This is a genomic window from Rhodoferax sp. ZS1R8 (assembly GCF_056521325.1).
Genome location: NZ_JBWMBA010000005.1, coordinates 212,340 through 232,249 on the forward strand (window position 1 = coordinate 212,340; position 19,910 = coordinate 232,249).

Sequence of the window (19,910 nt, forward strand, 5' to 3'; positions counted from 1 at the left end):
CCCCGTGCAATGTGCGTAAGCCGCTACCAAAACCATAGCATCTTTCAGAACTCACGCAGTGCCACGCACCGCAACCCGGTCGGCGTTCAACGGCGTGACCGCCTTGCCGTGCACCAGATAACCGATCAGATTGTCCACTGCCAGCATTGCCATCGCGCGGCGCGTGCCCATCGTGGCGCTGGCGATGTGGGGCGTCAACACCACGTTGGGTACGGTCAGCAGGTCAGGGTGGACTTTGGGCTCCCCCTCGTACACGTCCAGTCCCGCAGCGGCAATGCGCTTATCGCGCAGCGCGGCGGCTAGTGCGGCGTCGTCCACAATGCCGCCACGGGCAATGTTGGTAAGCGTGGCGGTCGGCTTCATCAGCGCCAGCTCGGCTGCGCCTATGGTGTGGTGCGACTCTGCCGAGTACGGCACGACCAGCACCACGTGGTCCGCCGTCTGCAGCAGCTCCTGCTTGCTGACGTAGCGGGCCTTGCATTCAGCTTCAAGCGCAGCGTCCAGGCGGCTGCGGTTGTGGTAAATCACCTGCATGCCAAAGCCCAGGGCGCCGCGGCGTGCAATGCCTTGGCCTATGCGGCCCATGCCGATGATGCCCAGCGTGGAGCCATGCACCTCGGCACCAGCAAACATGTCATAGCGCCAGTGCGTCCATTTGCCGGCCCGCAGAAAGTGTTCGCTCTCGGTCACGCGGCGGGCGGCGGCCATCATCAGCGCAAAACCGAAATCGGCCGTGGTCTCGGTCAGCACATCGGGCGCATTACTGGCCAGCACGCCGGCGGCGCTCATGGCATCGAGGTCAAAGTTGTTGTAACCCACGGCCATGTTGGCGCAGATTTTCAGACCAGGGCATTGGGCCAACAGCGCAGCATTGATGGCAACCGAGCCTGTCGTGAAGGCTCCGGTCTTGCCTTGCAAACGCTGCGCCAGTTCGGCGGGCGTCCAGGTAGCGTCAGCCTGATTGGATTCGACATCGAAGTGTTCGGATAGGCGTTCAATCACCTCGGGGAAGACCGCGCAGGTTACGAGTACGCGCAGGCGGGATGTGGGAGTTGTCATGGCGTTGCGTTCTATTCCAACCAGGTCGTGAAATCTTGCGCCGGCACGCGGGGGGTATGGAAGCCGTTGACGGGCGCAGATTCATCGGCATAGCCCATTGCCATGCCGCAGACCAGCATCTCATCCGGACCTGCACCAATGTGCGGCAGGATGATCTTCCCAAAGCCATTCCACGCCGCTTGCGGGCAGGTGTGCAAGCCTTGGCCGCGCGCCGCGACCATGATGTTTTGCAGGAAGGCGCCATAGTCCACCAACGAGCCGCGGCCCAATACACGGTCCACGGTGAACATCAGGCCCACCGGCGCATCAAAAAATTTGAAATTGCGCTGGTGCTGGGCGTGCATCTTGTCCTTGTCGGCCTTGCCAATGCCCAGCAAGCCATACAAGCCCCAGCCATTCTCGCGGCGGCGGTCGATGTAGGGGCTGACCCATTTCTGCGGGTAGTAGTCGTACTCCTCCACGTATTGCGCAGCCAGGGCCGGGTTGGCGCGTATCGCATCATGGGCCGCACACACTTGCTCGACGAGTTGGGCCTGCTTGGCGCCCTGCAGCACGTAGACGCGCCAGGGCTGGCAATTGGTGCCGGACGGTGCGCGGCTGGCTACTTGCAGGATGTGTTCTATCGTGGCCCGGTCTACCGGCTGGTCGGTGAAGGCCCGCACCGACATGCGCGACGTGATAGCCGCGTCTACAGCCGTGGATGATGATGTTGTCATTGCAAGGCCTCCAGAACTGTTTTGAGTTGGGCGGGAAGGGGCACCGGTCTGCGGGATTCTTTGTCGACATAGACGTGCACAAAATGCCCTTTGGCGGCGGTGGTTTCGGCATCGCCAAAGATGCCGACCTCGTAGCGCACACTGGACGTGCCCAGATGCGCCACCCGTATGCCCACCTGCACCGTCTGCGGAAACGCCAGTGACGCGAAGTAGTTGCAATGGGTTTCGATGACCAGCCCGATGGTCTCGCCCGCGTGAATGTCCAGGGCACCGTGTTCGATCAGGTAGGCGTTGACGGCGGTATCAAACCAGCTGTAGTAGACGACGTTGTTGACGTGGCCATAAGCGTCGTTGTCCATCCAGCGCGTGCTGATGGGCCGGAACGCCTTGTAGGCACTACGGGGTTCGGGGGTGGGTTTTACGGGGGCAGAGGGATTCGGCATCGTCTGATTTTGCCAGCCCCGCCGGGGCCGCTGCTGTCGGTACTGCGACAGCCCCAAAAACCCCTGCAAACACCGTTACGGGGCTATGACAAAGGCCGAAGTTTAGAAAATTCGTTCTAAATTGTTGCAACGCAGCAAAAAGGACTTGCATTGCAAGTCAGCGTCTCTATAATTCATGGCATGCTGCACTGCAACATAGACAAGCCATCAGGGCAGTTTCGGAGCAGATAATAATTTTTTACCTTACCTCTTGGAGATATTGACATGATGACTGTTGAACAACTGATGACTTCCCACAAAGCCAACATGGAAACCCTGTTTGGCCTGACCAGCAAGGCTTTTGAAGGCGTCGAGAAGATCGTCGAACTGAACCTGACTGCATCCAAGGCCGCCCTGGCCGAAGCCAACGACCACACCCAATCTCTGCTGAGCGTGAAAGACGCACAAGAACTGTTGGCTCTGCAATCCGGCCTGTTCCAGCCTTTGGCTGAAAAGACCGCTGCTTACAGCCGTCACCTGTACGACATCGCGACCAGCACCACGGCCGAATTCGGCAAGAACTTTGAAGGCCAAGCTGCTGATGCCCAGAAGAAATTCATGGGTCTGGTCGACAGCGCCGCCAAGAACGCACCTGCTGGTTCCGAATCCGCTGTGGCCATCATGAAGAGCTCGGTTTCTGCTGCCAACAACGCACTGGAATCCGTGCAAAAGGCTGTGAAGCAAGCCACTGAAATGGCCGAAGCCAACTTCAACGCCGTAGCCGCTACCGCGACCAGCGCTACAAAGCAAGCCACCGCCAAGAAGCGTTAATGGCCAGCGAAGGCGCCTACTGCTTGCATTGGAGCGCCTTCTCTAGCTGTCAAGGGAAAACCCTGACATAATCGATTTCACGGAAACACAAGTGTTTCCATCGGTTGTCTCCTCGGGTCCTTTCGAAACCTTCAGGTTCAGGGATCCCTTCAAGGCCTCGTTGCAAAACGGGGCCTTTTTTTTGGCGCTACGTTCTGCTTCTTTTAATGCGTCTTGGCGGTGATCGCGGCGCGCAGCTGGGGCAGCAACTGCAGCATGGCCTGGCGCCCGGCTTCTATGGATTTCTTGCGCGACGTGAAGTCGGAACTTGAAATGCCGGGCAAGGCAGGGCGGACCACTACATCGGCTTCCTTGAGCTCGAAGTAGTTGATGCTCTTGCTCATGATGGAAAAGGTCTGTAGCAAGATGTCCAGCGATCCTCCGGCGAGGTTGCCCTCCGGCGGGTTGGAGATATCCACCGCGATCACCAACTCCGCCCCCATTTGCCGTGCGGCCCGCACTGGGACCGGTGATACCAACCCGCCATCGACATATTCATGTCCGGAAATCCGCACGGGTTGGAAAACGGCCGGGACTGCGCTGGAAGCCCTTACCGCAGTGCCGGTATCCCCGCGCTGGAACAGCATGCTCTTGCCACTGTTCAGGTCGGTCGCAACAATACCCAGCGGCAAGGCCATGTCTTCTATCAGACGAGAACCGACTTGGCTGTTGACATAGCGCGCCAACGCATCACCGCGCAGCATGCCGCGGTTAAACAAAGGGAGCGTCCAGTCTGCAATGGTGGCCTCCTCCATGGTTTCGGCCACGCTCTGCAGTTGCTTACCGGTCTTTCCGCTGGCATAGAAGGCAGCGACCAGACTGCCCGCGGACGTACCAGCCACCATGGACGGTCGGATGCCCGCCTCTTCCAGCACTTGAATAACGCCTACATGCGCAAATCCGCGGGCGGCGCCACCGCCCAGCGCCAGGCCGATGCGCGGCGGTATCTTCGGTGCCGCCGCGACGGGCGGCGGCACGACCGGGATTTCTGGCGCCGGGGCGATCTCTTTGGGTGCCGACGCACAGCCCAGCAGCGCCACGACGGCAAATAGAGACAAGAAATTTTTCATGCAATTAAAGACCACAGAGCCCAGGTGTTTTTGCGAATGATTCGCGTTTGGAATATGATAGATTTTCTTATTTTTCTTTGGACGTCGTTCTTCACATGAAAATCCAAATCGCACTCGCCTGCCTGATCAGCATCGCCTCCACAACCGTTATGGCGCAGGAGCAGGTTCTGAACATCTATTCAGCACGCCACTACCCGACGGACGAAGCGCTGTACGCCAACTTTACCAAAGCTACCGGCATCAAACTCAACCGCGTGGATTCGGACGACGCCGGCATCCTGGCTCGCTTGAAGGCCGAAGGTGCCGCCTCACCTGCCGACATCATTTTGTTAGTGGATGCAAGCCGACTGTGGCGCGGCGAAACAGATGGTTTGTTCCAACCCATCAAATCCAAGGTGCTAGACGACGCTATCCCGGCGCAGTACCGCGCAAAAGCCAATGCCGACGGCGAGACACCATGGTTTGGATTTTCTACCCGCGCGCGCGTCATCGTTTACGACAAACTCAAGGTAAAGAAAGACGACGTGGATACCTACGAAGAATTGGGAGATCCTAAAAACGCAGGAAAGTTATGCATCCGCTCAGGTTCCCACCCCTACAACCTGTCGCTATTCGGATCAGTGACCGAACACCTGGGCGAAGCAGGTGCCGAACAATGGCTCAAGGGCGTGGTGGCCAACTTGGCGCGTCCCCCCAAGGGCGGCGACACAGACCAAATTAAGGCTGTGGCGTCCGGCGAATGTGCCATTGCCGTCAGCAATTCATACTATTTGGCACGCTTGATGCGCTCCACCAAGCCAGAGGATCAGGCAGTCATGGAACGTGTTGGGGTGGTATTCCCCAACCAGGCGTCTTGGGGAACGCATGTCAACATCGCAGGGGGGGCAGTGGCTAAAAACGCCAAGCACCCTGGCAATGCGGTCAAATTTTTGGAGTATTTAGCCAGTGAGTCGGCACAGGATCATTTTGCTAATGGCAACAACGAGTGGCCTGCGGCAAAAGGCGTGAAGATCAACAACCCCGCGCTGCAGGCTATGACAGGCGGGAGCTTTAAAAGCGAGACCATCCCCGTCAGCGTTGTGGGCATGAACCAAGTCAAGGTGCAGCAAATGCTGGACCGCGTCGGTTTCAAATAAGCATTCGATAACGCCAATCAGTAGCAGTCGCCCATAGTCAGGATCATAGGTTTTAACTAACCTTGCTCCTGCATATGAGATCTTTATCAACCCCATCCTCCCTGAAATGGCTTGTCAACCGGCGCACACGATTGGCCGGAGATGTCGAGAAATCTATTGAGGCTGAAGCAAAGCGGCTCAGTCAAGCTATGGTTGCGATCGACAAAGCGCATTTGACCTATCTAGCGTTGGTCCAAGAGAACGAAGCAGCAGTATTAGGCCATCAAAAGTACTTGGAGGTGATGTCACATGCTGTTAGCGCAACGGACCTCTTGCTACGTGAACACGAAGTCCCAATCGATCCGGAAGATCTGCCGGTCGTACGAGGGCATAGCACCCCTGCGATTGCCGACTACAGCAGTATTACCAAGTTAATTTTTGAGTGTCTAGGTCGGGAAAACAGACACCCGAAATCCACGACTGAGATTGCCATTTTTGTCGCAACAAAACTGCTGAAGTCGCACTTAGATCCAGACTTTCCTGACTTCAAGTATCGAATACGAAAACGCTTGGGACACTTAGTCTGGGAAGGACGACTGGAGAGGCTCCATCTACCCAGAACATCTGTTGAAGGTAGATGGAAGTTGCCAAGTTCGTGACCTTAAAACTTAGCCTTGCATGAGGCCATACTCACCTTCGCGATGATGCCCTTGCCAATACCCACGCCACCAAGTGGACTTGCCAACTTTGAATACCCGTGTAAGAAGATCCTGAATCTTTTCCAGCTCAGTATGTCGGCGCGTGTCCTCTCGCCAAGCAAACTCTTGAGCGTAATCCAGCAAGTACTTCGGTCGGAAGCCATGGAAGGTCCCGTACTCGGCTCGCCGCAAGCGCGAAAAAAAACATTCCGCTTGGTTTTCATTCACACCGTCCGGCGTGCTGAATTCAAACGCATGCTCTACGACTTGATGGTCGTAAAAAGCCGCAAGCGGAGTGTAGGCCGCATTTTCGTCAGTCATGATGATCGAGCCGGGCTGGACAAACAACTTCGTGAGTTCGCTGGCAACTTTTTGGCTTTCGGCCGTTGCCACTACAACCCGAGTACGCGCTGCTCCCATTCCCTTTTCCGCATGAATTTCTCTCACCACCATCACAATCCGGCGCAGTTCCCGCCGCCGAATCCAATTTCGCACTTCCGCTTTGCCACGCGGCTTGCGTTCCGGAGCCGGTTCACGCCGTAGCCTTGCCACGACGGCCGCCGCCACCTCTTCCGGTTTTGCCTTTGCCTTACGCCGACCTTTCCTCGGTTTGCCGCAAAAATGACCACCATCAATTTCTATCACGCCAGAAAGAACCTCGGTGTCGAGTTGGCGAAGGAGGCTTTCACGCAGTTTCCCAGTCAAGGCGGTGGCTGTCTTATCTTGCATGTCTAACAGTCGTGACAAGTGAAGTGCCGGTAACCCTTTGGGACTCGCAACGAACAGCGAAAATGACATCAGCAACTTCTTGAAATCCATTTTGCGATCTGCAAAAGGTGAGTTAACCAATGGAGAGAAGTGATGGTCACAGTCCCTGCATCGCAGTTGTTTTCTTTCAAGGCGTGCGAATGCACGCTGGACACATGCGCATGCAGGACAGATAACATCATCCCGACTTCCCCATCGTAACTCGACGATTTTCCAAAAACAATCTTCCTCGGATAGCGTCGATATATCCCATAATGTGAAATCACGAACTTTCGAGTGCTGTAAAAAGTGCTTCGTTTTGAAGCGGTCTGACATAGTGGACATAAGTTTCCCGGTTTCGATTGAAACTGCCACGCGTAGCGCGGCGACGAAGTAGCCCCTGTCGGGCGGTCGTGGGAAGGCAAAGCGAATCCAGCAACCCTGGAATGGGCAGTTGACAAACGGTTTGCGCGAGCAGGATAATGAAGACATCAAGTTAGCCGCAAAAGCTCTTGTGCACAAAATCCAAGCCCTTGACAGCTGTTGAAGCGGCTGTCTTGGGCTTTGTGCTTTCCCGCGGTGAAAATTTTTCTAGCTCATAGGTTCCTCTCTTGTGTTTAGAGCCGTTCTGGCCCAAGGGTGGTGGTTCAGATCAGTAAAGCGGCTTCGGTTCTGCCTTGCCGGGACGCGGATTAATTCCCGCCTGTACTAAAAGATTGGCGACATCTCTGGTGGGAACCACTTTTCTACTGCCAAGGCGAGTGATTTCCAGTTCAATTTGACCGGTGGCTATAGCGCGCTTCAAAGCCAAGCTGCTCTTGTACTTGAGCAATTGCACAAGTTCACCGAACTCAATCAGTTCGCCATACCTCTCGACTAGGCGTTGCTCCAACGTAAAACTGGAAGAATGATCATTTCCTGACATTTTTCGACTTTCATGAATTTGGTCGAATTTCTCAGAAATGCATTGCGACGAAAATGGTAATTTTTGGGATCAATAGTTACTTTGGCAAATCGTCGGACCTCAAGACTAGATAGGCTGAGAGCGATGACGTGGTCGCGCTCACTCGCCGTGAGAGTTGGCAAGCGAGATAGCAAGAGTTTTGAGTTGCATGTCGCCGAATTACTGGGTTCCCAAAAGTCAGAATCCAGCGGACTGTGGGCTGCCTATTTAAAGGGACGCCGGAAGTGCTTTGTGAGATGGGAGCCGCTTCCGCTTTCATTGTGGGCGATCACAACTGAAAAAATATGGCCAGGATCGAACACCTGGTTTTTGACACCGGTTTGGTATTTGATGGAAGATCAAGAGTACCTACCAAGTCAAATAATCAAATGTGCTGAATTGCTTTCGGCATCCTTTAGAGACGTGTTGATATCGCCGCAGTATGAAGGCTTGTCGAGTCCAATGCGCCTGAAAGAACTCTGGCCCGACCTCTTGTTTGAGCTAACTGACCCCGTTTCGCCGATGGCACTCGGTGCAATGGCATGCGCATACCGGCGGGCGGAACTCGCGGGACAGCCTTCTGTACATTTCCGAGCGGGACTGGGAATGCTTTGGCTATTGGATCAACTAATCGCCAGTGAAGATTCTTGGGTTGTTGAGCCACTAAGTGAACTGCGGGAAATCATTCTGAACCGGCTGAACTCAACTACCTACGATCTTGGCGGCATTGCATCTATGCAAATGTCGCAAGCTAGCTCAAATTTCTTTGCGGCTGAGCGCAAGAAATATTTAGCTGATCGTGATGCACCATTCGACTTTAATATGAGGAACGCGATGCATCCCTGATATGGGTAGCAGAATCACCCTCAAGCCCGAGGCCATGCGAGTTCCTTCGCTTTGACAAACCCGGCGCCCGAAAGCGACCCCACCGCGTTCGACGTGAGAAACAGACCCCAGGCTGGTCCGCGGACGACTGCTGGGTCGTGTAAGCTCCGCCAAATACTGATGCAGGGAGAGCCATAGATATGGCAAAGCAAGGTTCTGTAGGTCCCTCCAGGAGCGGTGACCAGTTCCACTATCAATGGGCCGCCCGGCAATGCCTCGGCCGGCTCACCGGACCTGTGAACGGCGGAGTAAAAGGGAGCCAGTTGGCGGCTTAATCGGGAGCCAGTCCCAGGCCTATCCTGTGGTCCTTGAAAGGATCCGGAGGGCCAGAGAGGATGTACACAGAAGTGGACCTATACGCCAAAGTCAGGCGCGCGGTCATGGTCGAAGCCAGGAGCGAGCGCGCCGCAGCCAAGAAGTTCGGCATCAGCCGCAAGACGGTATCCAAGATGGTCAATCACGCGGTGCCACCCGGCTACCAGCGTAAAGACCGCCCGGTAGCGCCCTAACTTGGTGCCTTCGTTGGCATCATTCATCAAATCCTGCAGGACGACCGGGACGTTCTGAAGAAGCAACGACACACAGCCCAACGTATTTTTGAGCGCCTGCGCGACGAACACCAGTACGCCGGCGGCTACACAGTTGTGCGGGAGTTCGTGGCCAAGGAGCGCCTGCGACAACAGGAAGTCTTCATCCCCTTAGCTCATCCGCCAGGACACGCCCAAGTGGATTTCGGTGAAGCCGATATCTACCTGGGTGGCGTCAAGACCCGGATCCACTACTTCTGCATGGACCTGCCGCAATCTGACACCATATTCGTCAAGGCGTATCCGGCGGAAACCACGGATGCCTTCCTGGATGGTCATATCGCCGCGTTTGCCTGGCTCGGTGGGGTACCCAAATCCATTCTGTATGACAACACCAAGATCGCGGTAGCCAAGATATTGGGTGACGGCAAACGCAAGCGCACCAAAGCGTTCAGTGAACTGCAAAGCCACTATCTCTTTGAAGACCGCTTTGGCCGACCGGCCAAGGGTAATGACAAAGGCAAGGTTGAAGGCCTGGTGGGCTATGCCCGGCGTAACTTCATGGTGCCGCTGCCAAGGGTGCACAGCATTGACGATTTCAACGTACAGTTGAGCGCGGCGTGCCAGAAGCGCAAGGTGGCGGTGTTGCGCGGTCACAAAGACAGCATAGGCGATCGCCTAAAGGCTGACCTGCGCGCGTTCATGGCGCTGCCCGACATTGCCTTTGACCCTTGTGAGAAGGTTTGCACTCGAGCAAATTCCCTGTCGTTGGTGCGCTACCGGTCAAATGACTACTCGGTGCCCACCTCCCATGGTCACCATGAAGTGCAGGTGCGGGGGTACTTCGATCGCGTGGTGATTGGTAGTGCTGGAGAAGTCATCGCCTGCCATGTGCGCAGCTATGCCAAGGAAGACTTCATCTACAACCCCTTGCACTACCTGGCACTGCTGGAGCGCAAGCCCCGCGCGCTGGACCAGGCGGCGCCGTTGTTGAACTGGGAGTTGCCAGGTGAGTTTGAGGAGTTACGCCGATTGCTGGAGGCGCGAATGGCCAAGCGCGGACGCAAGGAATACATCCAGGTGCTTCGCTTGCTGGAAACGTTTGAGCAGCAGGAGGTCACATTGGCCATCGAGGATGCTATGCGCCTGAATGCCATCAGCTACGACGCCGTCAAGCATCTGGTGCTGGCCAGGGTCGAACGCCGTGCGCCACGGCTCGATCTCTCGGCCTATCCGTATTTCCCGCAGCCCAATGTGGGAATGACCGATGCGCGCGACTACCTCAGCCTGTTGGCAGTCAACCAGCACTGCGGCATGGGGGTGTCGCAATGAGTACCGCCATCGACGACGTCACAGCACCGCCACAGGTTCTACTGGCACACTACCTCAAATCCCTTAAGCTGCCGACCTTCGCCCGAGAATACGAGAAGGTTGCCAGCGAATGCGCCCGAGACCAGGCGGACTACCCGCGCTATCTACTGCGCTTGTGCGAACTGGAGCGCATTGAGCGGGATCGCCGCAATATGGAGCGGCGTATCCGCGCGGCCAAGTTCCCTCAAACCAAGAGCCTGGACACCTTTGACTTCAAAGCCATCCCCGGCTTGAACAAGGCCTTGGTATTGGAATTGGCACGCTGTGAATGGATTGAGCGGCGGGAGAATTGCATCGCGCTTGGCCCTGCTGGCACCGGCAAGACCCACACGGCGTTGGCGTTGGGCCTGGCGGCATGTCAGAAGAATTACAGCGTGCTGTTTGTGACCGCAGCCGCTCTGGTCCACGAACTGATGGAGGCCCGTGATGAGCGACGCTTGCGCATGCTGCAAAGAAGCCTCGCCAAGGTTGATTTGCTTATTGTCGATGAGCTCGGGTATGTGCCTTTTACTGCGGTGGGTTCGGAATTGCTGTTTGAAATTCTGAGCAGGCGCTATGAACGTGGATCCACTATGCTGACCAGCAATCTGCCGTTTGACGAGTGGACCAGCGTCTTTGGATCGGAGCGCCTGACTGGGGCACTGCTTGATCGATTGACTCACCATGTCCACATTCTGGAGATGAATGGCGACAGCTACCGGCTGGCTACTTCGCAAAAGCGGGCCAAGAAACGCGCAACATTGGCACAGTCAGAACCTAATATCCACGGGGATAAAACACAAGAAGGAGGGGCCAACACCGAGGCATAAATGGCGGGTACTTGCCTGTGCCAGCGTGCTGCGCTACGCTACGCACGCTGGCACAGGCAAATGAAGTAAATGTAGCAAAGCAAGTCGGGCTCAAAAAGCCCTTTTTAAGCAACCGACTGGCGCCCTTTTACTCCGCCACACTGGTATCCAATTCGCCGCCATTCACATCTCAGTAGATCAAATTCCTTCCCAATTTGGGGAATTTTGTATCCGATATGGAAATTATCGAGTTGGGCGATTCTGTACCCTTCTAGTTCGCGCATTGCCGCCGCCAGAACTGACAGATCCACGAGTTCTGCATTCTTGATCCCGATACCATAGTGGCCAAGGAAGGCTTCGAAGGCCGGACCAGTCAAAGATGCGTTGGCCTGCAACAAGGATTGGATATTGATTCGCTTGGGCATTGGTTCATCTCATAAATTTGAATCAGCAATTTTCCGTTCTTGGGCCAATTCGTCCGGAGAAGCAAGAAATACTCTGACGAATCGACGTGATCCCGACATTTTTTCGGCCTTTGATTTGCATGTCGTACATCATTAAAACTCATCTCATGAGTAAGTCTCATCGCACCAGCCGGTGCGAATCCTAGAGGAACTCGCCAGCACCAGGGGCTTGCCTAAAGCGATCAGGACTGATAACGGCAAGGAATTCTGCAGTCGCGCGATGCTAACCTGGGTCCATTCCAGGGGCGTTCAGTTATTTCTGATCGAACCGGGCAAGCCAAACCAGAACGCCTATATCGAATCATTCAACGGACGTTTCCGCGACGAATGCCTGAATGAACATTGGTTCACCAGCTTGCAGCATGTCCGTGTTGTCGTGAAAGCCTGGCGCCGTGAATACAACGAGGAACGACCCCAAACGATCCCTTGGAGGACTGACCCCGACTGACTACGCCAAGACACGCATTCAAAAGCAGTTAAATTAACCCCCCGGACTCCAAAGCCTGATGCTGCTGAAAACGTGGGGACGTCGGGACTACCGTTAACCAAGTAGCAGCAACAGATACAGAAAACGAGCCCACCGCGGGGCTTGGACCTTTGAGATCTACGCATAGCCGAGATAGATTTTGTTTAGCGGTTGAACAAGTCGGAAACTGTCAATTGAGGGGGAACACCCTTAGCAGATCAAATTCTCAGGGCAACCTGAACATTGCCAGGAATCTCAAGTTGATCGCTTTGGGTATTTTGAATCAATCTGACAATTACAGCAGCAGACCATCGGCGATACACTGATCCGATAATGCTCACATTAGCCATACTCGTCAAATATCAATGGCCTCCAAACGACTTAAAATAGAAACCGCTGCTGACATCAGAGAGAGACGCCTAACATCGCGCCACACGCAGAAATTCTGATAGTCCAGCTTGATAAATATTGAGTTTCGCAAAGCAAATTGCCAACCCATTACATCTGAAGATTTCCATGTCAAAACTTACAATAGAAGCAGTAAAGTTCAATAGAGACTATCTTCAGCATCTGGTCACCTTCAACGCGGCCGCGATCACGGCGGTTGTAGCCCTTGCTGAGAGGATCGCGCCGCAACCAATGTATATCTTCGGCTACACGACAGTCAAAGCCTCCCTATTTGCTTTTCTTATGAGCTTCCTATCGGCTGCTATTGCGTACGCCGTGCTCACAGTCTTTGTAATATATGATCAGCGATCCCCAGCATTTACCACTCCTCCGACGTTGGATAGAGATGGGAAGCTGCCAATCGCAGAATACAAAAATACTCCGGATACTTGGTTCTTGGTAGTGCTCACGGTATTTGCAGCAATATCCTCTTTGTCCGGGGTCGGGTCTTTCGCATGGGGAGCAATCGTTGGACCTTTGTAGATGTGACAATTCATATCCCTGAAAGCATAACCCTTCGTTGTAGAACACATTGCTCTTTCGAGGGCGGAGGTAAGGCTCCTGAGTTCAAAACATCAAGATTGGTGGCCGTGTCACGGGCCAACTTTGTGGGCGTCAGATCTGAGTTCACGGCGCTCGCGCGCATACAACCGATTTATGCGGCGGTACTCTCTACGGATGCCATTAAACGCACCGATCAACGGTGCGAAATACATGCGAGCGCCATACCGCACGGCGAGGCAGATTTCATCCAAAAGATTCATTGGCAATTTCCTGTGCTTTCAGATGCGTGCAAATTCACGCGGCTGGGAAGTCAGCTCGTGCAATCTCTGAGACGTCACTTTGCTGCCCACTTCCTGAGCAGCCTGATTTTTAGCGCCTGCCGCTCAATGGTCGTCTGTCCCTTTCTGGTGAATCTGGTTGCAACCGCATCCTGCCGCTCCCAACCGAAGTAGTGTTTTCCATCCTTGGCCATCTCCCAAACGCTGCCAACTTCATTTTCAATAGGGGCTACATACCCATCCAACTGCGCTGGGGGTGTCGCCGTCAGGACCGTCCTCACCCGAGCACGCATGCGCGAGTGCCAAGCCTGCTTGTCCCTCTTTTCGGACTTCGCGCCTGTCATGCCATAGATTGGCGTTTTTCTTCTGCTTCGGCTCATGGCTTCATTTCCTCAACGGTCAGGGGGCGATCCGCCGTTGGATCTACCATGCAGCTGACCATAGGTAAGACCCGGTCTTGTTCCTTCTTGCATTTGCTCGCTTTTGTGTACGTATGCGCGCGCGTTGCACCACGGTGGAGAAGTAGCGGCCACGGAGCAGCGTTCCACGCGGGCTATCCGTAACAACAGCCGAACCTGGGTGGTTCGAATTGAATAGCCAGTAGACCCGTTGTCCGACCTTCCCTGACACAGCGGCAGGTGGCACTGCAACGCGCAAACGTCTATCAATGCTGGTAGGCCAACTCTGAGGTGACTTCCTACTAAGTGGTTTGAGTCTCATGATCGGCCTCTCTGCTCAATGAACCAGCTTGACGGGAGTCCTTGCGCTCTCGGGCGGCGAGGACGTCTCCGGGGCTTCTCGCGCCTGCGACTCTCGCTTGATGTCACATTCGATCTGCAGCTGTTCGATCCACTGATCAGGCGACAAGGTCCCGCCCAGCAAGATGCACTGCCCTTTGACCGTAGCAAAGTCCCCCGCGGCAAGCTGGTGCATTTGGTACAGATCCGCCTTCCAGCTGTCCTTCTGAGTTCTCGCTAACTCCGATAGGTTCTTCTTGATCCCAGCCTCGCTGATGAACATGCTCCAGCGTTGTTCAGGGCTCAAAGCCCTGAGTTCGAGTTTGAAGGTGAACCGGCGTAATGCGGCCGTGTCCAGCCCACGGAACAGATTGGTCGCAACGATGAACACGCCAGGGAAACGCTCCATGCCCTGCAGCAACTCGTTGACAGTGGTCACTTCCCACGAGTGGTGGGCCAGACTGCGGTCACGCAGAAAGCTGTCCCCCTCGTCCAGGAACAGGATGGCATCCTCCTCCTCGGCTTCCTGGAACATCGCAGCCAGGTTCCGTTCGTTGTCACCCAACCATTTGGACAGCAAATCTGAGGCTCGTTTGCTGATCAGGCGTTTGCCCATTTGCTGCGCCAGGTACTCCACAAACTGCGTCTTGCCCGTGCCGGGCGGGCCGTATAGGCACAGGGAGCCTTTGGGACGGAGCGTGAGTGCCTGCAGAATCTGGGCAGGTCCGAACCTGCCGGCGTGGTTGATGTATTCCAAGGAGTATTCGGTCACACATTCTTTGGACTTGGGCAGCGTGTCCCGTTGCATGGCTGCCAGGGAGCGTCGCACGGCCCGCACCATGGCGTTTTCTCGGTCACGCTTGCTGGTGGCGCCACTGAGTTTGGATGCTCGTACCGCAGCTTCTATTTGCCTGGCAGAGACGTCCTCAAGGGCGAGGATGTCTGCCTTGGTAGCTTTGTAGAGTTTGAGGCCGGTCACCAGGTTCTCCATCTGGGCGCGCCGCTCCTCACGGCCTGCCTTCATCAGCGCTGCATGGAAGACAAAGCGCGCCACGCATTCGTCCACCAGGCTGTCCGATCCGGGACCGGTCCATATGGTCGGGGCCGGGTTGGTATCCAGCAGGAGCTGATCCAACGGTTCAATATGACTGCTGTCGAGTTCGATGCCAAGGATGTTGCGCAGAAACTCGGACGGACGGCGTTGCAGAACGCTTGCGGGTTTCTCAATCACCAGGACGGCGGCGGGTCCAAAGCGGCCGTACAGGACGCGCTGTGCGACAAACGCTATGCAGGGCAACTCTCCATAGGGTTCGTCGAAGTCCTGAAACACGTAGCCGACCAGTAGGGCTTTGTCCAGTAGTTCACCTACGAGCGAGCGCTTCTCGATGGAATTGGCGCCGTACAGCAAGAGATTGACGCCGTAGGCGTCCTTCCCCGCAGCGTTGCGCAAGATGTCTACTGCCAGTTGGAAGTCTTCGGCGGCCATACGGGCCGGTATTCCGGCTCCAGGAGCGACAGCCATGGGTTTCAACAGGCTGTCGAAGACGCTTTCCAGGGGATCTGTCAGGAGGTCTACCCAGAAATCAGAGACCTTCGGGAGTTGGTTGTCTTTGCCCTGGCCCCGGAGAATTCGGCTGGTGCGCAGGATGCCGGCGTTCGAAAGTGCCTTGCGCAATTCTTCTTCGGAGCAGTCCAGCATGGCACACCAGGCATGAGCCAGGTTGGCGCGGCGCTCTTTCATCAAGCGGTTCAGGAAGTCACTGAACTCAGTGCAAATGGCGCAGGTGAAGGCCAGGAACAGCACCTTCTCTTCGACTGCAGAGAGGTTGAGAATCTTGCAGAGTTCGGTAACACGCAGGGTAGCGGGGTCCCGGACGTTCATCAGCATATTTTCGAAGGAAGCGTCGAGCTGGGCGGCACGCTGCTCTGTCAGATTCCTGAACTCTGCCCAGTTGGCTGTCACCCAGTCGTGCAAGGCATAGCCTTCCACCAGCAGTCTCACCTCCTTGAGACTTGCATCTGCGCCCAGGCTTCCCTGGCTCATCTGACCCAGTAGTCGAAGGGCGCGTTCCAAGGTGATTTTTCTGGCACGCTGGTCCAGCTGTATGGATCGGGCAGCATCCGGCCAGTCCAGCGACTCGCACCCCATGGCGTACCAGCTAGCGAAGAGCATGGGGTCATTCACCATGCGTCTTTGCACCTGGTCGCTTGCAATCAGGCGCACCAGCCAGACGGACAGCCTTGGGATTGAGACTTTGCGCTCATTCATGGGGTGGTACCAAGCAAGGTTGTTGGCGAAGTCTGTCGATTGGTGAAGTCGACAGCCACCACTGGCTGAACTCCCATAGGTTGGCGTGCTTTGACGAGACTGATTGCAAGGCTGCGCCGGTGTTTGGCGAGCCGTTGGGATTACGCGTGATCAACGCGCGATGGATGTCGGGGTTCACTCCCGCCATGTAGGGCAAGTAGTCATCCACGAAGGCCACAGGTCGCAGGAGGTCCAGCACAACGGCCTTCGGACTCTTGCCGAAAGCTTCATTGCCAGTCGCAAGAACCGTCTCGATCGGGAACCCCAGTCGTAGCAGGTTACGTTGTCGAGCTACGGTGAACTGCATGGGTAGCGCCGTCACGCAGACCAATGAATATCCTGCGGACTTTAAGTCTCTGCAAGCCTTTATAGCGCCAGGTAAGGCATACAGGGATTCCCAGAACCGTTCGTCAAAGCTGGCCCGGAAACGTTCAAGCCGGGCGCCGTCCAAATGTTCGACATCCCAGCGGTCCTGGGCCCAGTAGGCGTCCGGGTCTTTTTCTTTGGGATAGACCCCGAAGGCTTGCTTCCACGCTTGGGCATAGCCGAGGTTGTAGTCCAGCAGGACGCCATCAGCGTCCAGGGCGATCTTTTGTTGTTCCATGGGTGCTCCCCTGGTCGATGAGTAGATGTTTTCTTTTGACATTTCGTCGCTAGCGCGGTGGAGGCTGTCTGAACTCATGCGGCTGCTGCGGACTGAAAGCGGGCGCGGAGATGCTTCTCCATCCATTCCAGCTCGGTTTTACCCAGACCCCAACCTTGATGGGGCATCCGGCTGGCGACATTGTCCAAAATCGCGGCCCGCGTGAACTCGGGCTTCTCGGTAGTCTTTCTGTTCACGTAGGCAGTCAGCTGATCGACTAAATCAAGGCAACCGGCGTAGCGCTCTGCGCGTTCCTCTGGCGTGAGGCCGACGACGTATTTGCCGTCGATCAAGCGGGCCGAGAATTTAGGTTGGGTGCCGGACAGAGACGCAGGAAATGGATCGCGCGGGAAGTCGTCTGGAACACTTATCTCTGTAGCGGATGGGCCTTCCCCAACGCTGGTGGACTTGGATTGCTCGCTCATAGGTCTCTCCAAATGCGTGATGGTCAAATCCATCAATTCACAGCACGCAGGATTGCGTCTTGTGTGGAGCAATAGTCCCGCGAAAGTGGTGTTTCCCACAAATGGTCACCTGGAGAAACCGAGCTTGTAGGAGGGATACCATAAACGGTCACCTATTGCCTCGAAAGCTCAAGGCCGAGGGGCCATATGCCAAGCAGTGAATCGGCACATTGCTAAGGTAGTTTTGAGGTTGGTGTGGGTTGCGAATCAGGCATTCGCGCGCGTGCCAGACGTGTAACGATGCAGTCCTTGTCGATCGAAAGCAGAAGACGGGTTCTCTCGGCGAGGGACTACTCCAGCACCATCGTGCAGGCGAAAGATGGGCTTGCTCAGTTGACAAGGAAGGCATGGTCGCACCGGTTGCACAGGAAGGTGTTCTGCCAATTCTTCAACAGCACCGGCCAGGTCTTTGTGTTGAACTGGTAGGCGTCGGTAGACGTAAATGACGGAACCCACGACCCAGAACAGTTGTGCTAAGAAGCCCAAAGGCTGCCAGATGATGCCAGCTATCAGCACACCGACCAGAGCCATCACGAAGATGCCGACCAGTGGTTTGAGGTAGGTCATTTTGGCAGGCGGCGCGGCGCGCTGGGAAGCGACCGTCTGCGAGATGCCGGATGTCTTGGCGCTACCAACCCCGACGCCAAGGCCATCAGGCCCGATACCGACGCCGACGCCTTTGGATGTTGTGTTGATATGGGACAGGCCTCCTTCAAAGGCCTGGGATAAACGTTGCGTGTTGTCGCTCTTGCATTTAGGGCAGGTCAGGTCCATTGGGTCTCCAGTAGTGAAGTGTTCGCAACTCAATTGGGCGCATGGCTGGCAGTCCTAGGGAGTACTTCGGCGTCCCCAAGACGCCGGTCCAGCCCTTCAACGGGTCTCCATCCATCCCTGGTCGCCTTTGATCAAGGTCAGCTGCACGCTGGGTGATATCGACGGTTGATCGTTATAGACCTCTTTGCCGGCCACCTCGGTTTTGGAGAAGTTGAGATCCCGGGCGGAGTTTGTGAATGTGCACCGCCACTTTGGCCCGTCGTTGGCACAGTTCAGGTCGGAGACCTTCAAGTCCTGGGTCCGAATACCGAGCTTCTGGAAGCGCTTGGCGACCACCCCGGCGACGTCTTCTGGCGTTGGCTTGGATTGCAGGCTGCACGCTGAAACACACAGCGTCGCGGCGGCAACTGCCGTCAGCATCAATATCTTTTTCATACCGACCCTTCCAGTTCTGCTAAATATCTTCCAGCGGCGTTACGGTCACTCCATCGCGCTTGGCCCCAAGGAAAATCTCAAAAACAGCCATTTAGCTGTCTATAGACACGTGTCTGAAGTATACATAGCGTAAATAGTAGGGGCCAATGCGGCCCAGTAAGAATCAGCCTCTAATCAGCGCTTTAGCGACGGAGATCAAACTTCGGCGCCAGGAGTTGGGCTTTACGCAGGAAGATTTGGCAGGGGTCTGCCAGCTAGATCGCCCCTACATCTCTTTGATTGAGGTGGGCAGCAAACAGCCAACAATTAGCGTCTTGTTGCGTTTGGCCGAGGGGTTGCAATACCCGCTCGGCGACTTTATGGGGCGAGTTGAACAGCGGTATCTCTTGGAGCACGCGGTAGCGGAGGCAGTTGAAAAACCACTGCCGAGGCGACCGCGGAAGGGTTCCTGACGCATACTTTGGGCTTCTTTCTGTGTCGAGTTGGACGGCATGCGGGCAGCGCTCCTTCTTCTTACGCTGATTCATTAGTTGGACACCACATAAGAGAGCCGTTGAAATCCCCATGAGTTCGCTAATCACATCCCTCAAATCCGAAATCACGCGCGTTGCCCGCAAAGAGCTCAAGGGTGAACTGCAGTCACTGCGCAAAATCTCCACCGTACACCGGTCAGAGATTGCAGCCTTGAAGCGCCAATTGAAGGCCCTGGCATCGGAGCTCAAGTCCGTCAAACGTGCATCCGGCAAGGCTGCCAAGGCCCCGTCTGCAGCCGAGGATTCCACCACAACACCCAGCCGAATCCGATTCAGTGCCCAGCGCCTGGCCGCACACCGTGCCAAATTGGGGCTGACCCAAACAGAAATGGCCAAGCTGCTTGCTACGTCTTCGCTGTCTGTGCACAAATGGGAATCAGGCACCGTGCAGCCACGCGCAGCACAGCTGCAGAAGATCGCGGTCGCCATGAAGCTGGGCAAACGCGAAGCTGCCGCCCTGCTGCAGGCTTAATCGAACCCGTAGTCCATTTCCAGTGGCTGGTCAAAGCGCAGGGTTTGTCTTAGCCCCTGCGTGATGATGGCGTTCATGCCAACCTTACGGCTCCGTTCACCCGAGCATCCTGCCGGTAGGTGCTTGGGCAAATGGGGTCGGGCAGCCGATCACAACGGGTGACTCAAATTATCT

General features: G+C 55.7%; 21 protein-coding genes and 2 pseudogenes. 10 read left to right on the plus strand and 13 right to left on the minus strand.

Annotated elements, in window-relative coordinates:
* Window positions 1-51: 51 nt before the first annotated feature.
* From AC097P_RS18295 to AC097P_RS18305, 3 genes are read right to left on the minus strand one after another with little or no spacing between them, the layout of a single operon-like run.
* On the minus strand, window positions 52-1,059 hold the full coding sequence (locus AC097P_RS18295; RefSeq protein ID WP_479611861.1) for a 2-hydroxyacid dehydrogenase: 1,008 nt from the start codon (window positions 1,057-1,059) through the stop codon (window positions 52-54).
* Window positions 1,060-1,070: 11 nt separating this feature from the next.
* Window positions 1,071-1,775, minus strand: a complete 705-nt coding sequence (locus AC097P_RS18300) for a nitroreductase (RefSeq protein WP_479611862.1) — start codon at window positions 1,773-1,775, stop codon at window positions 1,071-1,073.
* A complete protein-coding gene (locus AC097P_RS18305) occupies window positions 1,772-2,218 on the minus strand; it encodes an acyl-CoA thioesterase (protein ID WP_479611863.1) in 447 nt (148 codons plus the stop codon). The genes AC097P_RS18300 and AC097P_RS18305 overlap by 4 nt, the downstream gene beginning before the upstream one ends.
* Before the next feature lie 264 nt (window positions 2,219-2,482).
* On the opposite strand from AC097P_RS18305, the gene AC097P_RS18310 reads away from it, so the two are divergent.
* Window positions 2,483-3,028: a phasin family protein gene (locus tag AC097P_RS18310; RefSeq protein WP_479611864.1), complete on the plus strand. Its 546-nt coding sequence runs from the start codon at window positions 2,483-2,485 to the stop codon at window positions 3,026-3,028.
* A 203-nt stretch (window positions 3,029-3,231) separates the two neighbouring features.
* On the opposite strand, the gene AC097P_RS18315 is transcribed toward AC097P_RS18310, so the two are convergent.
* Entirely contained in the window at window positions 3,232-4,137 is a 906-nt protein-coding gene (locus AC097P_RS18315; RefSeq protein ID WP_479611865.1) for a patatin-like phospholipase family protein, read from the minus strand.
* 95 nt (window positions 4,138-4,232) lie between these two features.
* Here AC097P_RS18315 and AC097P_RS18320 point away from each other — a divergent pair, with 95 nt between their 5' ends.
* On the plus strand, window positions 4,233-5,273 hold the full coding sequence (locus tag AC097P_RS18320; protein WP_479611866.1) for an extracellular solute-binding protein: 1,041 nt from the start codon (window positions 4,233-4,235) through the stop codon (window positions 5,271-5,273).
* 74 nt (window positions 5,274-5,347) lie between these two features.
* Entirely contained in the window at window positions 5,348-5,911 is a 564-nt protein-coding gene (locus AC097P_RS18325; protein WP_479611867.1) for a hypothetical protein, read from the plus strand.
* 9 nt (window positions 5,912-5,920) lie between these two features.
* Here AC097P_RS18325 and AC097P_RS18330 read toward each other — a convergent pair whose 3' ends face one another.
* Together AC097P_RS18330 and AC097P_RS18335 are read right to left on the minus strand one after the other, a co-directional pair.
* Window positions 5,921-7,042, minus strand: coding sequence for an IS1595 family transposase (locus tag AC097P_RS18330; RefSeq protein WP_479611868.1), 1,122 nt, complete (start codon window positions 7,040-7,042; stop codon window positions 5,921-5,923).
* 307 nt (window positions 7,043-7,349) lie between these two features.
* Complete coding sequence (locus tag AC097P_RS18335; protein WP_479611869.1) at window positions 7,350-7,622, minus strand: hypothetical protein; 273 nt, start codon at window positions 7,620-7,622, stop codon at window positions 7,350-7,352.
* A 183-nt stretch (window positions 7,623-7,805) separates the two neighbouring features.
* Here AC097P_RS18335 and AC097P_RS18340 point away from each other — a divergent pair, with 183 nt between their 5' ends.
* From AC097P_RS18340 to istB, 3 genes and pseudogenes are all read left to right on the plus strand, one after another.
* Window positions 7,806-8,486, plus strand: coding sequence for a hypothetical protein (locus AC097P_RS18340; RefSeq protein WP_479611870.1), 681 nt, complete (start codon window positions 7,806-7,808; stop codon window positions 8,484-8,486).
* A gap of 374 nt (window positions 8,487-8,860) precedes the next feature.
* A pseudogene (gene istA, locus AC097P_RS18345) lies at window positions 8,861-10,384 on the plus strand (IS21 family transposase).
* Window positions 10,381-11,232: an IS21-like element helper ATPase IstB gene (istB, locus tag AC097P_RS18350; RefSeq protein WP_479611871.1), complete on the plus strand. Its 852-nt coding sequence runs from the start codon at window positions 10,381-10,383 to the stop codon at window positions 11,230-11,232. The pseudogene istA and the gene istB overlap by 4 nt, the downstream one beginning before the upstream one ends.
* A 104-nt stretch (window positions 11,233-11,336) precedes the next feature.
* Here istB and AC097P_RS18355 read toward each other — a convergent pair whose 3' ends face one another.
* Entirely contained in the window at window positions 11,337-11,636 is a 300-nt protein-coding gene (locus AC097P_RS18355) for a hypothetical protein (RefSeq protein ID WP_479611872.1), read from the minus strand.
* A 154-nt stretch (window positions 11,637-11,790) separates the two neighbouring features.
* On the opposite strand from AC097P_RS18355, the pseudogene AC097P_RS18360 reads away from it, so the two are divergent.
* Window positions 11,791-12,160, plus strand: a pseudogene (locus AC097P_RS18360) (integrase core domain-containing protein); the annotation flags it as partial.
* Between the two features lie 497 nt (window positions 12,161-12,657).
* Window positions 12,658-13,071, plus strand: coding sequence for a hypothetical protein (locus AC097P_RS18365; protein ID WP_479611873.1), 414 nt, complete (start codon window positions 12,658-12,660; stop codon window positions 13,069-13,071).
* 355 nt (window positions 13,072-13,426) lie between these two features.
* On the opposite strand, the gene AC097P_RS18370 is transcribed toward AC097P_RS18365, so the two are convergent.
* The 6 genes from AC097P_RS18370 to AC097P_RS18395 form a co-directional block, all read right to left on the minus strand.
* Complete coding sequence (locus tag AC097P_RS18370; protein ID WP_479611874.1) at window positions 13,427-13,750, minus strand: hypothetical protein; 324 nt, start codon at window positions 13,748-13,750, stop codon at window positions 13,427-13,429.
* A gap of 355 nt (window positions 13,751-14,105) precedes the next feature.
* Window positions 14,106-16,376 carry an AAA family ATPase gene (locus AC097P_RS18375; protein ID WP_479611875.1) on the minus strand — a complete coding sequence of 757 codons (2,271 nt, stop codon included), beginning with the start codon at window positions 16,374-16,376 and terminating at the stop codon, window positions 14,106-14,108.
* The gene (locus AC097P_RS18380) at window positions 16,369-17,019 is read right to left on the minus strand and encodes an HAD family hydrolase (RefSeq protein ID WP_479611876.1); all 651 of its coding nucleotides are present in this window, start codon (window positions 17,017-17,019) and stop codon (window positions 16,369-16,371) included. The genes AC097P_RS18375 and AC097P_RS18380 overlap by 8 nt, the downstream gene beginning before the upstream one ends.
* Window positions 17,020-17,093: 74 nt before the next feature.
* Complete coding sequence (locus tag AC097P_RS18385) at window positions 17,094-17,483, minus strand: hypothetical protein (protein WP_479611877.1); 390 nt, start codon at window positions 17,481-17,483, stop codon at window positions 17,094-17,096.
* A 246-nt stretch (window positions 17,484-17,729) separates the two neighbouring features.
* Window positions 17,730-18,296, minus strand: a complete 567-nt coding sequence (locus AC097P_RS18390) for a hypothetical protein (protein WP_479611878.1) — start codon at window positions 18,294-18,296, stop codon at window positions 17,730-17,732.
* Between the two features lie 96 nt (window positions 18,297-18,392).
* Window positions 18,393-18,731, minus strand: a complete 339-nt coding sequence (locus AC097P_RS18395) for a hypothetical protein (protein WP_479611879.1) — start codon at window positions 18,729-18,731, stop codon at window positions 18,393-18,395.
* A gap of 146 nt (window positions 18,732-18,877) precedes the next feature.
* Here AC097P_RS18395 and AC097P_RS18400 point away from each other — a divergent pair, with 146 nt between their 5' ends.
* Complete coding sequence (locus AC097P_RS18400) at window positions 18,878-19,183, plus strand: helix-turn-helix domain-containing protein (RefSeq protein ID WP_479611880.1); 306 nt, start codon at window positions 18,878-18,880, stop codon at window positions 19,181-19,183.
* Between the two features lie 112 nt (window positions 19,184-19,295).
* The gene (locus AC097P_RS18405; protein ID WP_479611881.1) at window positions 19,296-19,736 is read left to right on the plus strand and encodes a helix-turn-helix domain-containing protein; all 441 of its coding nucleotides are present in this window, start codon (window positions 19,296-19,298) and stop codon (window positions 19,734-19,736) included.
* Window positions 19,737-19,910 lie beyond the last annotated feature (174 nt).

Coding starts and splice junctions, on each gene's coding strand:
- AC097P_RS18295 (WP_479611861.1), bottom strand. CDS start 1,059: ATGACAACTCCCACATCCCGCCTGCGCGTACTCGTAACCTGCGCGGTC.
- AC097P_RS18300 (WP_479611862.1), bottom strand. CDS start 1,775: ATGACAACATCATCATCCACGGCTGTAGACGCGGCTATCACGTCGCGC.
- AC097P_RS18305 (WP_479611863.1), bottom strand. CDS start 2,218: ATGCCGAATCCCTCTGCCCCCGTAAAACCCACCCCCGAACCCCGTAGT.
- AC097P_RS18310 (WP_479611864.1), top strand. CDS start 2,483: ATGATGACTGTTGAACAACTGATGACTTCCCACAAAGCCAACATGGAA.
- AC097P_RS18315 (WP_479611865.1), bottom strand. CDS start 4,137: ATGAAAAATTTCTTGTCTCTATTTGCCGTCGTGGCGCTGCTGGGCTGT.
- AC097P_RS18320 (WP_479611866.1), top strand. CDS start 4,233: ATGAAAATCCAAATCGCACTCGCCTGCCTGATCAGCATCGCCTCCACA.
- AC097P_RS18325 (WP_479611867.1), top strand. CDS start 5,348: ATGAGATCTTTATCAACCCCATCCTCCCTGAAATGGCTTGTCAACCGG.
- AC097P_RS18330 (WP_479611868.1), bottom strand. CDS start 7,042: ATGTCCACTATGTCAGACCGCTTCAAAACGAAGCACTTTTTACAGCAC.
- AC097P_RS18335 (WP_479611869.1), bottom strand. CDS start 7,622: ATGTCAGGAAATGATCATTCTTCCAGTTTTACGTTGGAGCAACGCCTA.
- istB (WP_479611871.1), top strand. CDS start 10,381: ATGAGTACCGCCATCGACGACGTCACAGCACCGCCACAGGTTCTACTG.
- AC097P_RS18355 (WP_479611872.1), bottom strand. CDS start 11,636: ATGCCCAAGCGAATCAATATCCAATCCTTGTTGCAGGCCAACGCATCT.
- AC097P_RS18365 (WP_479611873.1), top strand. CDS start 12,658: ATGTCAAAACTTACAATAGAAGCAGTAAAGTTCAATAGAGACTATCTT.
- AC097P_RS18370 (WP_479611874.1), bottom strand. CDS start 13,750: ATGAGCCGAAGCAGAAGAAAAACGCCAATCTATGGCATGACAGGCGCG.
- AC097P_RS18375 (WP_479611875.1), bottom strand. CDS start 16,376: ATGAATGAGCGCAAAGTCTCAATCCCAAGGCTGTCCGTCTGGCTGGTG.
- AC097P_RS18380 (WP_479611876.1), bottom strand. CDS start 17,019: ATGGAACAACAAAAGATCGCCCTGGACGCTGATGGCGTCCTGCTGGAC.
- AC097P_RS18385 (WP_479611877.1), bottom strand. CDS start 17,483: ATGAGCGAGCAATCCAAGTCCACCAGCGTTGGGGAAGGCCCATCCGCT.
- AC097P_RS18390 (WP_479611878.1), bottom strand. CDS start 18,296: ATGGACCTGACCTGCCCTAAATGCAAGAGCGACAACACGCAACGTTTA.
- AC097P_RS18395 (WP_479611879.1), bottom strand. CDS start 18,731: ATGAAAAAGATATTGATGCTGACGGCAGTTGCCGCCGCGACGCTGTGT.
- AC097P_RS18400 (WP_479611880.1), top strand. CDS start 18,878: ATGCGGCCCAGTAAGAATCAGCCTCTAATCAGCGCTTTAGCGACGGAG.
- AC097P_RS18405 (WP_479611881.1), top strand. CDS start 19,296: ATGAGTTCGCTAATCACATCCCTCAAATCCGAAATCACGCGCGTTGCC.